5 protein-coding genes are annotated in these 14,543 nt (G+C 63.9%); 4 read left to right on the plus strand and 1 reads right to left on the minus strand.

Translation table 11 applies throughout. The annotated features are described in order from the left end of the window. Window positions 1–102 precede the first annotated feature (102 nt). Window positions 103–1,236 carry a cupin-like domain-containing protein gene (locus AB4N73_RS04255; protein WP_460093810.1) on the minus strand — a complete coding sequence of 378 codons (1,134 nt, stop codon included), beginning with the start codon at window positions 1,234–1,236 and terminating at the stop codon, window positions 103–105. Window positions 1,237–1,372: 136 nt separating this feature from the next. Here AB4N73_RS04255 and AB4N73_RS04260 point away from each other — a divergent pair, with 136 nt between their 5' ends. The 4 genes from AB4N73_RS04260 (at window position 1,373) to AB4N73_RS04275 (ending at window position 14,541) form a co-directional block, all read left to right on the plus strand. Beyond that, window positions 1,373–2,113, plus strand: coding sequence for a thioesterase II family protein (locus AB4N73_RS04260; protein WP_056784290.1), 741 nt, complete (start codon window positions 1,373–1,375; stop codon window positions 2,111–2,113). A gap of 35 nt (window positions 2,114–2,148) precedes the next feature. Beyond that, on the plus strand, window positions 2,149–3,132 hold the full coding sequence (locus tag AB4N73_RS04265; RefSeq protein WP_041479063.1) for a TauD/TfdA family dioxygenase: 984 nt from the start codon (window positions 2,149–2,151) through the stop codon (window positions 3,130–3,132). A 187-nt stretch (window positions 3,133–3,319) separates the two neighbouring features. Further along, the gene (locus AB4N73_RS04270; protein ID WP_460142958.1) at window positions 3,320–6,721 is read left to right on the plus strand and encodes an amino acid adenylation domain-containing protein; all 3,402 of its coding nucleotides are present in this window, start codon (window positions 3,320–3,322) and stop codon (window positions 6,719–6,721) included. Next, a complete protein-coding gene (locus AB4N73_RS04275) occupies window positions 6,718–14,541 on the plus strand; it encodes an amino acid adenylation domain-containing protein (protein ID WP_460142959.1) in 7,824 nt (2,607 codons plus the stop codon). The genes AB4N73_RS04270 and AB4N73_RS04275 overlap by 4 nt, the downstream gene beginning before the upstream one ends. Window positions 14,542–14,543 lie beyond the last annotated feature (2 nt).

The following is a 14,543-nucleotide window of genomic DNA, read 5'->3' on the forward strand; positions in this document are numbered from 1 at the left end:
GATCTTTTGACTTTGACTTTGGATTTTGAAGATCAAGATCAAGATCAAAAGATCGCAGCCTCGTTGCACTCGTCAGCTCCTACGCTCCTACAGGAAATGGGGTTACCAGCCGCGTCCTGAGTCGACCCAGAAGTTGACTGACAGCGAAGTCGACACCGACTCCACCTGATGGAACCAGCCCTCTGGCAAAAACAGCAGATCCCCAGCCTCCAGCGTCACCCGCAAAAACGTCACCTCCCGCGCTGCCGGGAAACGCTCATAGTCCGGCGCGTCCGGGTTGAAATCGCAGCCATCCAGGCCACCCTTGGGCGCGGTCGACCAGGTGCCCAGCGCTTCGCGATGATGTGGTGCGGCAAGGGTGAATTTTTTCTGCCCCCAAACCTGGGCGAAGAGGTTGTCGGTGTCATCGCGGTGCAACGGCGTCAGCGTGCCCTTGGGGCCGATCCAGATACGTGGCGGAATGAACAGCGACGTGTCGAAGTAGGGCGGGTACTGGATCTGCTGCAACAATTGCGCGGGCAGGATGTTGTTGCCCATGTACGCCGGCGGCTCGCCATCCGCGCCTTTGACCGCCGGGCTGTCCAGCGAGGCGATGAATTCGGCCATCGAGGTCGAGCGGAAATCACGCTCGGTGGAAAAGGTCTTCTTCACATAATCGCCATGGCGGGTGATGCCCTGCAGTTCAGCGAAATGCACCAGCGATTCCTCGCGGCTCAGGCTGAACAATGGCCAGTCGTGCAGGGCATTGCTGATCACCAATGGAATGCCGTTGGGCAGATACCGGGTTTCGAATTCGTGCCGGCTCAACCCTTCGCGCGCACGGCGTTCGATGCTGGTCTGCCGAGGCAGCGCGGCAGTGAGCTTTTCGCTGAAGCGCGGTGGCGTCGGGTAGCGCTTGTTCATGTCAACCTTTTCCACCGTGCCGCCACCCTGGCGAGCGTGGTCGATGATCTGCGGCAACATCGTCGCCAGGCCCATGTTGCCGCCGATCTTCAGGCGCCCGCTGGCGAACAGTTCCTCGACATTGACCACGCCGGCCATGATCCCGAGAAATTCCTTTTGCGCCACTTCGATGGTCACGTCCGGGCTTGGATGGCGCCCGATTTCCGTGCGCTGGCTGGTCTTGATGTCGTACCAGTACGCCTGTTGCGCGCTGAAGATGAACTGGAAAACGCCCTCGATGCCGACCGCGCCGGCGTTGGCGAACAACTTGCCCAGAATGCTCTGCAGGTCCACGGTGATTCCCTCGCGATTGTTGTTTTTTTCCTGAACAGGCAACGAGCGGCTGGCGGGGGAATTTAGCGACCGGGCGACTAATTTGTCCGGCGAGTGATCCGTCTTTCTTGCAGACACATTTTTCAAGGAAAGCGCGGTGACCAAGCTGACATTGCTGTGCCTGCCCTATTCGGGCGCCAGCGCCATGGTTTACAGCCGCTGGCGGCGTCAACTGCCGACGTGGCTGCAATTGCAACCGGTGGAACTGCCGGGACGTGGCGCGCGGTTCGATGAACCGCTGCAAACCGACATGCGCGCACTGGCGCGGCAACTGGCGCGCGAGCACAAGCCGGGGCTGCAAGGCCCGTATGCGTTGTTCGGGCATAGCCTCGGTGCATTGCTCGCCTGCGAAATGGCCCATGCCTTTCGCGAATTGGGTGTGCCGGAGCCGCTGGCGCTGTTCGCCTCCGGCACCGCCGCACCGTCCATGCGCAGCGATTACGACCGAGGCTTTGCCGAACCGCGCAGCGATGCAGAACTCATCGAACAGTTGCGCACTTTTCAGGGCACCAGCGAAGAAGTCCTCGCCAATAAAGAGCTGATGAGCCTGACCCTGCCGGTGCTGCGCGCCGATTTCATGATGTGCGGGCGCTTCACGCCTGCCGAGCGGCCCTTGCTCAATTGCCCGGTGCACGTGCTCGGTGGCAAGGAAGACCGCGCCACCACCGAACAATTGATCGGCTGGAGCAAAGAGACCCTGGGCAGTTTCTCGGTGGACATGATGACCGGCGGGCATTTCTTCATTCATGAGCATGAAGCGCGGGTCATTCGCACGATCAAGACGCATCTGGAAGTGCATCACCGGCGCCATGCGCAGGCCGCGCAACCGGCGTTCTGAGACGCGACCCATCTATCATTTTCAGGAGGCCAGTCATGGCTGTTGCTCTGGGGTTTTCCGTGCGGCCACTGCTGCCGCAGCGCGGGCGCTTGCCGCTGCTGGTCGAGGCGGGCGATGCCGACACCGATCTGTTGGCGGTATTCGATGAATTGAAGGCGTTGGTCGACGAGCACCTGCTGCGCGACGGTGGCGTGCTGTTTCGCGGTTTTCGCCTCGACGGCGCCGAGCAGTTCCGCCAGTTTGCCGCGAGTTTCGGCCATCCATTGCTCAACTACGAGTTCGGCTCGACGCCGCGCACCAACGTCACCCAAGGCGTGTACACCTCCACCGAATACCCGGCGCACCAGAGCATTCCGTTGCACAACGAGCAGGCCTATTCCCGCGACTGGCCGATGAAGATCTGGTTCTACAGCATGATCGCCGCCAGGTCCGGCGGTGAGACGCCGATTGCCGACAGCCGCGAAGTGTACCGGCGCATCCCGGTGGCGATCCGCGAGCGTTTCGTCAGCAAAGGCCTGATGTACGTGCGCAACTTCGGCAATGGCCTCGATGTGGCCTGGGAAGACGTGTTCAACACCGAAGACCGTGAAGTCGTCGAGGCCTACTGCAAGGCTCACGGCATTGTCTGCGAGTGGAAGGACGACGGTGAGCTGCGCACGCGCCAGATCTGTCAGGCGGTGGCGGTGCATCCGGTGACCGGCGACCACGTCTGGTTCAATCAGGCGCACCTGTTTCACATCTCCAACCTGCCAGCGGACGTGCGCGAAAGCTTGCTCGACATCGTCGACGAAGAAGACCTGCCACGTAATGTCTACTACGGCGACGGCTCGCCGATCGAAGACGAAGTGCTGGCGCAGATTCGCGCGGTGCTCGACGACTGTGCGATCAGTTTCCCCTGGCAGGAGGGCGATGTGCTGATGCTCGACAACATGCTCTCGGCTCACGCGCGCTCACCGTTCGAAGGGCCGCGCAAAGTCATCGTGGCCATGGCCGAGGGGCATTCGCAGGACGTGCGCTGACCTGTTCGCAACCCTTCAACTCAAATGCCGAATCCGGGCCTGTACCGGCTTCGGCATTTGTCTGTCTGGCCTTTGAACCGTCGGGCCGTGATTGCCGCTGGCGCGCTAAATCATCGCGCGGGCCATTCGTTCTTGTTGATACGACCGGGTCTCCAGGTCACGCCGCCGATCAGCAAGGACTCCACGCATGAATGCCGCAGACGCACAGAAACTAGCCCGCCGCTTTATCGAATTGCCCCAGGACAAACGCCGTCTGTTCCTCGCCGGCATGGCCCGCGAAGGCATCGATTTTGCGCAGCTTCCCATGACCGCCTGCGACGGCATCGCCGAGCGAGACGGCCTGTCTTACGCGCAGCAGCGCATGTGGTTTCTCTGGCAACTGGAGCCGACCAGCGCCGCCTACAACCTGCCGATGGCTGTGCGTCTGGATGGTGAGTTGCAAGTCGAGGCACTGGAGCAGGCCTTCAGCCGTCTGGCGGCGCGCCACGAATGTTTGCGCACCACCTTCGGCCAGAATGGCGAGCGGGCCTTCCAGCGCGTGGCCGAACCAAAGCCACTAAAACTGCCCGTCACTGACCTGAGCACGGTGCCCGAAGCCCAGCGCTGGCCGCTTGCGCAGCAGCACATGATGGCCGAGGCGACGCAGGCCTTCGACCTGCAGAATGGCCCGCTGCTGAGTCTGCGTCTGTTGCGCCTGGCCGAGCAGGAACATGTGTTGCTGCTGACCCTGCATCACATCATCGCCGACGGCTGGTCGATGAACATTCTGATCGACGAACTCATGCGCACTTACGACGCGTTGGTCGCCGGGCGTGATCCGACGCTGGCGCCGTTGAGCGTGCATTACCGCGACTACGCACTGTGGCAGCGCAGCTGGCTGGAGGCCGGTGAGCGCGAGCGGCAACTGGACTACTGGCACACGCAACTGGGCGACGAACATCCGGTGCTGGAATTGCCCACCGATCGCGCCTATCCGGCGCAGTCCAGCCATCAGGGCGCACGCCTGGAAACGGTGATCGACGCAGCCCTGCGCGAAGAGCTGAAAAACCTTGCCCAGCGTCAGGGCGTAACCTTGTTCGTGGTGTTGCTGGCAGCGTTCAAGACCCTGTTGCATCGCTACAGCGGCCAGACCGATATTCGTGTCGGCGGGCTGATCGCCAACCGCACCCGCAGTGAAACCGAAGGGTTGATCGGCTTCTTCGTCAACACGCAGATTCTGCGCAGCGTGGTCACCGCACAAACGCCCTTCACCGAGTTGCTGCAGAACCTGCGCCAGGCCGCCCTCGGCGCCCAGGCCCATCAGGATCTGCCGTTCGACGCCCTGATCGAAGCCCTGCAACCGGCGCGCAGCCAGAGCCACAATCCGCTGTTTCAGGTGATGTTCAACCATCAGCCGCTGGTCACCGATTTGCACCAGGCGCAACTCGCTTCCGGCTTGCGCGTGGGCTATCTGAGCGAGGAGCAACTGGCCGGCAGCGGCCGGCAACATGCGGCCACCAGTGACCTGATGCTCGACACTCGCGAGGAGGGCGAGCAATTGTTTGCTGCCTTCACTTACGCCACGGATATTTTTGATGCTTCAACCATCGCCGCGCTGGCCGGGCATTGGCGCAACATTCTCCAGTCGGTGTGCCGCGATCCGCAGCAGTTGATCGGCGAAGTGGCGATGCTTGCCGAAGACGAACGCCACGCCATGATCCAGGCCACCGCGCCAGCGCCTCGTTTCATTAGCGTGCAAAGCCTGTTCGAAGCGCAGGTCGCGCGCACTGGGCAAGCGCCGGCGGTGCGGTTGGCCACTGCGCCTGCGCCGGCATTCAGCTTCGACGAACTCAACAGCCGCAGCAATCGTCTGGCCCATCAATTACGCGTACAGGGTGTCGGCCCGGACGTGCTGGTCGGCGTCGCGCTGGGGCGTTCGCTGGAATTGGCGGTGGCGCTGCTGGCGGTGCTCAAGGCCGGTGGTGCCTATGTGCCGCTGGACCCACAGACCCCGGCCGAACGCCTGCGCCACGTGCTCGCTGACAGCGGCCTGAAACTGTTGCTCGGCGACCGGCAAAGCCTCGCCAGCCTGCCGCCGCTCGACGGCATCGAATGCCTGTGCCTGGAGCAGTTGCCCGCCAGCGAGCAGAGCGGCAACCTGCCGGTCACGGTCGAAGCCGACAACCTCGCTTATGTGATCTACACCTCGGGTTCCACCGGGCGGCCGAAAGGCGTGGCGGTCAGTCATGGCGCGCTGAGCGAGTTCATCGCCCGCGCCATCGACTACAGCGATTTGCGCGAAGGCGACCGGGTTCTGCAATTCGCCACCAGCAGTTTTGATGGCTTCGTCGAGCAGTTTTTCCCACCGCTGTGCCACGGCGCCAGCGTGGTCATGCGCGACGCGCCGTTGTGGGACAGCGCGACTTTGCATCAGGTCATCCACGATCAGGGCATCACTCTGGCCGACCTGCCGGCGGCTTATTGGTATTGGCTGGTGCAGGAATACGCGGCGAAACCCCCGGCAAGTTTCGGTGCGCTGCGGCAGATTCACGTTGGCGGCGAAGCCATGGCGGTGGACGGTTTGCGCTTGTGGCAACAGGCCGGGCTCGGCCATGTGCGCCTGCTCAACACCTACGGCCCGACCGAGGCCACGGTGGTCTCGACGATTCATGACTGCACCGCGCTGACCGCCCAAGACGTGTCGTGGCGCGGCATGCCGATCGGCCACGCACTGGCAGCGCGGCGTCTGTACGTGCTCGACGATGATCTGAACCTGCTGCCGCAAGGCGCGGTGGGCGAGTTGTACATCGGTGGGCCGGGTCTGGCGCGCGGTTATCACCGCCAACCGAGCCTCAGCGCCGAGCGTTTCATTGCCGACCCGTTTGCCGACGGCCAGCGCCTGTATCGCACTGGCGACCGTGCGCGGCTGCGCGGCGATGGCGCGCTGGAGTACGTCGGCCGGGTCGATCATCAGGTGAAGATTCGCGGCTTCCGCATCGAACTGGGCGAGATCGAATCGCGCCTGCAGCAATGTCCGGGCGTTCGCGAAGCAGTGGTGCTGGCGGTGCCGTTCGCGGGCGGTGCGCAACTGGTCGCCTACGTTGTGACAGAACCTGCGGTGCTCGCCAGCGCGGCGACGCAAGCGGCATTCCGTCAGCAGACCCGCGCCGCGCTGCAAGCCAGCCTGCCGGATTACATGGTGCCGGGGCATCTGCTGTTGCTGGCGAACCTGCCGCTGACGCCGAGCGGCAAGCTCGACCGCAAGGCCTTGCCAGCGCCGGATCCTGCGCAGTTGCAGGGCGATTACCGCGCCCCGCAATCACCGGCTGAACAATGTCTGGCGCAGGTCTGGGCCGAGGTGCTGCACGTGCCGCGTGTGGGCCTGGACGATCACTTTTTTGAACTGGGCGGCCATTCGTTGCTGGCCGCGCAGGTGATTGCCCGGGTCAAGGAGCAGATGGGCGTGGTGCTGCCACTGCGCAGCCTGTTCGAAAACCCGCTGCTGGCGGATCTGGCCGAGGTGCTCGGGCAACTGGCCGAGGTGAGCGGCGACGACGACTGGTCCGACATGGATCAGTTCATGAATGCTTTGCAAGGAGAAGAAGTATGAGCGGCACGATGGCGGAACGTATTGCAAAAAGGTTCGTCGGCTTGCCGCTGGAACAGCGTCGGCTGTTTCTCGCCAAACTGCGCGAGGAGGGCAAGGACTTCAGCCTGTTGCCGTTGCCGGTCAGCCGCCACGACTGCGGGCAGATTCCCCTGTCGTTCGCCCAGCAACGCCTGCTGTTCCTGTGGCAACTGGAACCGCACAGCGCCGCGTACAACATGGCCGCTGGCTTGCGTCTCAAAGGTTCGCTGAATGAGTCAGCCCTGAGCCGCTCGTTCGATCATCTGCTGGCGCGCCATGAAGTGTTGCGCACGGTGTTTCACACCGACGGCGATCAAGCGCATCAGCTGATCCTCGAGCAGCAAAGTATTGCGCTGCAACGCTTCGATCTGACCGGCACCGCCGCGCAAGAGCGCGAAGAACTGCTCGCGCAACACGTGCAAGACGTCACCGCGCAACCGTTCGATCTGCGCCACGGCCCGCTGTTGCGCGCCAGCCTGTTTGCTTTGGCCGACGATGAGTTCGTGCTGGTGGTGAGCATGCATCACATCGTCTCCGATGGCTGGTCGATGGACGTCATGGTCAAGGAATTCGTGCAGTGCTATCAGGCGTTCAGCCTGCAGCGCGAGCCGCAATTGCCGGCGCTGCCGTTGCAATACGCCGACTATGCGATCTGGCAGCGGCGCTGGCTGGAGGCCGGCGAGGGTGAACGCCAGCTCGACTACTGGCGTCAGCAATTGGGCGACGAACATCCGCTGCTGGAAGTGGCGCCGGACTTTGCCCGACCGCTGACGCAAAGCTTTGCAGGACAGACCCTGAGCTTTGATTTCGGCACCGACCTGTCGCAACAGCTCAACGTCTTCGCCCGCAGCCAGGGCATCAGCCTGTTCATGCTGGTGCTGGCCGGGTTCTCGCTGTTCCTTTCGCGTCTGGCCGGCGAGCGCGACATTCGTGTCGGCGTGCCGAATGCCAACCGTGGCCGCGCCGAAGTCGAGGGACTGATCGGTTTCTTCGTCAACACCCAGGTGCTGCGTTGCCAGGTCGATGAGCGCGGCAGTTTCGCCGATTTGCTCGCGCAGGTGCGTGAAGCGGCGTTCGGCGCACAGGCACATCAGGAGTTGCCGTTCGAGCAACTCGTCGACGAATTGGTCGCCGAACGCACCCTGGGCCACAACCCGCTGTTCCAGGCCAAGTTCAACCAGAACGTCGGCATGCAGAAACAACGCTCGATGGCCTTGCCCGGCCTGACTGTCGGCGAATACCCGCTGGCCAAGGACGGCACGCATTTCGATCTGGCCCTGGACATCACCGACGACAGCGCACTGATCCACGGTCAGATGACCTACGCCAGCGATCTCTATCGGGCGGAAACGGTCGCCGGTTTTGTGCCGATGTTGCTGGACCTGTTTACACAGTTGCTCAACTCGCCGCAGGCGCCATTGCACACCGTAGCCACGCGGCGGCCTGCTGCGCTTGCCATTCACCGCGAACCGGCGTTGACGGTGTTGCAACACTGGGCGCGTGAAGTGGCGCGGCAGCCACAGGCGCTGGCCGCTCGGGATCTCAAGCAAACGGTGACTTTCCAGGCGCTGGATGAACAAGCCAACCGTCTCGCCCATTATTTGCGTGCGCAGGGCGTCAATGTCGGCGAACCGGTGGCGGTGCTGCTGGAACGTTCGCTGGACTGGCTGACTTGCGTATTGGCGATTCTCAAGGCTGGCGCGGTGTACATGCCGCTCCACGTCAAGGCGCCAAGCGCGCGCCTGAAGCAGATGCTCGGCGCTGCGCAGGCGCGGGCGCTGATCGGTGCTGAAGGCGACGCACGGCTCAGCGAACTGGCGGCTGAGGGCTGTCAGGGTCTGGAGTTTGCGCCGGGGCAATGGCAGTCGCTGCTGGCATCCGCGCCTGAGCTGACGCTGTATGCGCAGTCGCCGGCCTACGTGATTCACACCTCCGGTTCCACCGGGCAACCCAAGGGCGTGCTGGTCAGCCACGGCGCGCTGGGCAGTTATGTGCGCGGTGTACTCGAGCGTCTGGCGCCGGCGCCGGAGGCGAGCATGGCGCTGGTCTCGACCATCGCCGCCGACCTTGGCTTCACGGTGCTGTTCGGCGCGTTGTGCTCGGGCCGATTGCTGCATGTGCTGCCGGAAGAACTCGGCTTCGATCCGGATCGCTTTGCCGAATACATGGCCCGCCATCGCGTTGGCGTGTTGAAAATCGTCCCCGGACATCTCGCCGCGCTGTTGCAGGCGGCCAAGCCTGCCGATGCGTTGCCGGAACACGCGCTGATCGTCGGCGGCGAAGCCTGTTCGCCGGCGCTGGTCGAGCGCGTTCAGCAACTTAAGCCGGGCTGCCGCCTGATCAACCACTACGGGCCGAGCGAAACCACCGTGGGTGTGCTGACCCATGAGGTCGAAGAACTCCCCGCCCAGGCGCGTAGTGTTCCGATCGGCGCAGCGCTGGCCGGTGCCCATGTCTATGTGCTCGACGATGTGCTCAACCCGGTAGCCGATCAGGTCGCTGGTGAGTTGTACATCGGTGGCGACAGCGTTGCCCTTGGCTACCTGAATCAGCCGGCGCTGACCGCCGAACGATTCCTGCCCGACCCGTTCGGCGCAGCGGGCGCGCGGGTCTACCGCAGCGGCGACCGGGTCCGGCGCAACCGCAAGCAGGCGCTGGAATTCATCGGTCGTGCCGACGACCAGGTCAAAGTGCGCGGCTACCGTGTTGAGCCTGCGGAAGTCGCGCGGGTGTTGCTCAGCCTCGACGGTGTCAGCGAAGCCGCCGTGCTCGCGCTGCCACTGGATGACGATCCGGCGCGCCTGCAACTGCTGGCATGGTGCGTGCCGGCAGTGGGCGCGAAGGTGCAGGCGCAGGATCTGCGCGAGCAATTGCAGGCGCGGCTGCCGGATTACCTGGTGCCGGCGCAGTTAGTGTTGCTGGAAAAGCTGCCGCTGACCGCCAACGGCAAACTCGACAAGCGTGCCTTGCCAGTGCCCGGCGTGGTCAGCCAGCAGTTCGTCGCGCCGGTCGGTGAGATCGAAGAGAAACTGGCCGCGATCTGGGCTGAGGTGCTCAAGCTTGAGCGGGTCGGCAGCAGCGATAACTTCTTTGAACTGGGCGGCGACTCGATCCTCAGCTTGCAGATCATCGCCCGGGCCAAGCGCCAGGGCATCAAGCTCAGCCCCAAGCAGTTGTTCGAAAAACAGACCATCGGCCAACTGGCTGCCGTGGCCAGACTGATCGAAGCCAAACCGGCTGCCGTCGCCGCACCTGTGGCACGCGGGCCGTTGCCGTTGCTGCCGATTCAGGTGCGCTTCTTCGAGACGCCGATTGCCCAGCGTCAGCACTGGAATCAGTCGGTAATGCTGCAACCGACCCTGGCGCTGGACGCCGTGCATTTGCGCAAGGCGCTGGCGACGTTGGTCGAACAGCACGAAGCGCTGGCCTTGAGCTTTGTGCAGTCGGGCGATCACTGGCAGGCACTGCCGCAGCCGCAGGGTGATGCCGAATTGCTCTGGGTACGCGAGCTGGACAGCCTCGATGCCTTGCCGGCCGTGGCCGACGCGGCGCAGCGCAGCCTGGATTTGCAACGCGGGCACTTGCTGCGCGCGGTGCTGGTCAACCTGCCGAACGCCGAGCAGCGCTTGTTGCTGGTGATCCATCATCTGGTGGTCGACGGCGTGTCGTGGCGCATTCTGCTTGAGGACTTGCAGCAGGCTTACCAGGCATTGGCGGCGGGGACGGCGCCGGTGTTGCCGGGCCAGAGCAGTTCGCTGCACAACTGGGCCGAGCAGTTGCATCGTTATGCACAGAGCGAAACGTTGGCGGCCGAAAGCGCTTATTGGCGCCAGACCCTGGCGGCGGCTGACGCGGCACTGCCACGGGATTTCGCCGAGGACAGCCAGACCCGCGCCCAGGCTGCCCGCGCCAGTACGCGCCTGAGCCAGACATTGACCGACAAACTGCTGAAAGTCGCCCCGGCGGCCTACCGCACGCAAATCAACGACCTGTTACTGACCGCATTGGCGCGGGTGTTGTGTGACTGGAGCGAGCAGCCTTCGGTGTTGATCCAGCTCGAAGGCCATGGTCGTGAAGACCTGTTCGACGACATCGACCTGAGCCGCACGGTCGGCTGGTTCAGCAGCCTGTTCCCGGTGCGCCTGACCCCGCAGGCCAATCCCGCTGCATCGCTGTGTGCGATCAAGGAGCAACTGCGCGCCGTGCCGGGCAAAGGCATCGGTTATGGCGTGCTGCGTTACCTCACGCGTGCTGCCGAGTTGCAGACGCTGGCGCAACCACGGGTGACCTTCAATTACCTCGGTCAGTTCGACGGCGCGTTCAGCGCCGAGCAAGGCGCGTTGTTCTTGCCAAGCAGCGACGGCACTGGCGCCAATCAGGATGGACAGGCACCGCTGGGCAATTGGCTGAGCGTCGACGGACAGGTTCTCGGCGGTGAGCTGGAACTGACCTGGACCTTCGGCACCGGCATGTACCGCGCCGAGACCATCGAGGCGCTGGCCGAGGCCTATCGCCGCGAACTGCAACGCCTGATCGAACATTGCTGCGCGAGCGGCGCAGGTGGCGTGACACCCTCGGATTTCAACCTCGCCAACCTGACCCAGGCGCAGCTGTCGGCGCTGCCGATGGCGCCGCGTGACATCGTCGATCTGTACCCGCTGTCGCCGATGCAGCAAGGCATTCTGTTCCACAGCCGCAACGAGCCGGACAGTCCGGCTTACACCAATCAGCTGCGCGTCGACGTCGAGCAGCTCGACGCCGAGCGCTTCCACCAGGCCTGGCAGCAGACCCTCGAAGCCCACGATATTCTGCGTACGGCGTTCGTCTGGCCGCAGGATGCCGCCGCGCCCGTGCAGGTGGTCCGCAGCCGTGTGCAGATGCCGTGGCAGGTGCAGGACTGGCGCGGTCGCGCTGGCCTGGATGCCGCGCTTGATCATCTCGCCGCTGAAGATCTGCACAACGGTTTCGATCTGCTCGACGCACCGCTGTTGCGCGTGACGTTGGTGCGCATCGATGAGCACACTCATCACCTGATCTACACCTGCCATCACATCCTCATGGACGGCTGGAGCACTTCGCAGTTGTTCGGCGAAGTGCTGCAACGTTACGCCGGCATCGTGCCGAGCACAGGGCAGGGGCGTTATCGCGATTACATCGAATGGCTCGGCCAGCGCGATCCGCAAGCCAGTCGGCAGTTCTGGAGCACGGCGCTGGCGGATCTCGAAGAGCCGACGCGACTGGCCAGTGCCATGCCGGTCAGGCTCGCGGCCAGCGGCTATGCCGATCACCAGCATGTGTTCAGCGAACCGCTGACCGCGGAACTGAACCGCTTCGCCCGCGAGCAGAAAGTCACCCTCAACACGCTGGTACAAGCGGCGTGGCTGCTGCTGTTGCAGCGCTACACCGGCCAGGATCACGTGGCGTTCGGCGCGACTGTCGCCGGGCGGCCGACGGATTTGCCGGGTGTCGAGCAGCAGATCGGCCTGTTCATCAACACCTTGCCGGTGGTGGCGGCGCCATCGCCGGAGATCGGCGTCAGCCAATGGCTGCAACAGGTGCAAGACCTCAACCTGGCCTTGCGCGAGCACGAACACACGCCGCTGTATGACATTCAGCGCTGGGCCGGGGCGGGTGCCGGCGCGTTGTTCGACAGCATTCTGGTGTTCGAAAACTACCCGATGGCCGAGGCCTTGGCTCAGGGTCCGCAGACCGGCCTGAAATTCTCGGCGATCCGCCGTCAGGAGCAGACCAATTATCCGCTGACCCTGGTGGCGATCACCGGCCGTGAGCTGAGTCTGGGCGTGAGTTACGATCAGGCCAGTTTCGACGCTCAAGCGATCAATGCGTTGAGTGCGCAGTTGCAAGGCCTGCTCGAGCAGTTCCTCGCCGACGCCACGCAGCCGCTGGGGGCGCTGCAACTGCTCGCCGAGCCACAACGGCAACAAGCGATCGAGTGGGGCAAGGCGCCGGTTACCACGCCGGATCAACGCACGGTGCTGGCGCACATTGCCGCGCAAGTGCAACGTCAGCCGCAGGCGAACGCGGTGCTGTTCGCTGAGCAATCCATCGCTTACCAAAACCTCGATGCCCGAGCCAATCGTCTGGCGCACAAGCTGCAAGGCATGGGCGTCGGGCCGGAAGTGCGCGTCGGCGTGTGCATGCGCCGCACGCCGGACATGCTGGTCGGCTTGCTGGCGATCCTCAAGGCCGGTGGCGCCTACGTGCCGCTCGATCCGGATTACCCGCAGGAACGCTTGCTGCACATGCTCGACGACAGCCGCGCGGCGGTGCTGCTCACTGAGCCAGCGGCATTGGCGATGCTGCCCGAAACCTTGAGTGCGCAGGTGCTGCTGGTGGACGAGAACGTCGCCAGCGAATGCCCGGCCACTGCGCCGCTGGTTAACCTCGCGGCTGAAAATCTGGCGTACGTGATCTACACCTCCGGCTCCACCGGCAAACCGAAAGGCGTAGCGATCAGCCACGGCAATCTGTCGGCGCTGATTCAGTGGTCAGCGGGTGTCTATCGCGAAGAACAATTGCGCGGTGTGCTGGCCTCGACCTCGATCTGCTTCGATCTGTCGGTGTGGGAAATCTTCGTCACGCTGGCCTGCGGAGGCTGTCTGGTATTGGCCGACAACGCTCTGGCGCTGGCGGATTTGCCGGCGCGCGAGCAGGTCACCCTGATCAACACTGTGCCGTCGGCGATTGCCGCGTTGCAACGGGCCGGGCAGATCCCGACTTCGGTCGGCACCATCAATCTGGCCGGCGAGCCGCTCAAGCAGAGTCTGGTCGACAGCCTCTACGCCAGCACTCAGGTGCAGCAGGTCTACGACCTCTACGGGCCGTCGGAAGACACCACTTATTCGACCTTCACCCTGCGCACGCCGCAGGGGCAGGCGAACATTGGCCGGCCGCTGGACAACACCGTGGCCTACCTGCTCGACAGTCAGTTGCAGGCGCTGCCCGAGGGCGTGGCGGCCGAGCTGTACCTCGCTGGTGCCGGGGTGACGCGCGGCTATCTGCGCCGCGCCGCGCTGACCGCCGAACGCTTTGTGCCGAATCCTTACGCGAGCAATGGCGAGCGCCTGTACCGCACCGGCGATCTGGTGCGCCAGGGCGACGATGGCAACATCGAGTACATCGGTCGCGCCGACCATCAGGTGAAGATTCGCGGTTTCCGCATCGAACTCAGCGAGATCGAAGCGCGCCTGCTGGAACTCGACGATATCGGCGAAGCGGTGGTACTGGCGCAGGACGGCGCCGCTGGCAAACACCTGCATGGCTACCTCGTCGCCGCGCCGGACAGCGAGCGGTCGACGCTGGCCGAGCGGGTACGCAATGCCTTGGCCAGTCGCTTGCCGGCGCACATGCTGCCGGGGCATCTGCACCTGATCGATGCGATCCCGCTGACGCCCAACGGCAAGCTTGATCGCAAGGCGCTGATGGCGTTGGGCGAGAGCCCGACGCAGGAGCAATACCAGGCACCGCAAAGCGACTTGCAGTGGGAGGTCGCGACGATCTGGCAGCAAGTGCTGGAAGTCGAGCGGGTAGGGCTGGCGGACAACTTCTTCCAGCTCGGCGGCCATTCGTTACTGGCGACGCTGGTGGTGACCCGGGTGCAGGAGCGTCTCGGCGACAAGGTGCCGCTCAAGGCGCTGTTCGAAACCGACACCCTCAAGGATTTCTGCGCGCGGATCGAAGCGCTGCGCGTCGAAATGTCGCCCGTTCAGGATGAATTGGCTAAATCACTGGAGGCCCTCAAACGTCTATCCCTCGATGATCTGGAAAAACTGATTTCTTGAGA

Source organism: Pseudomonas sp. S3_B08, from assembly GCF_054667725.1.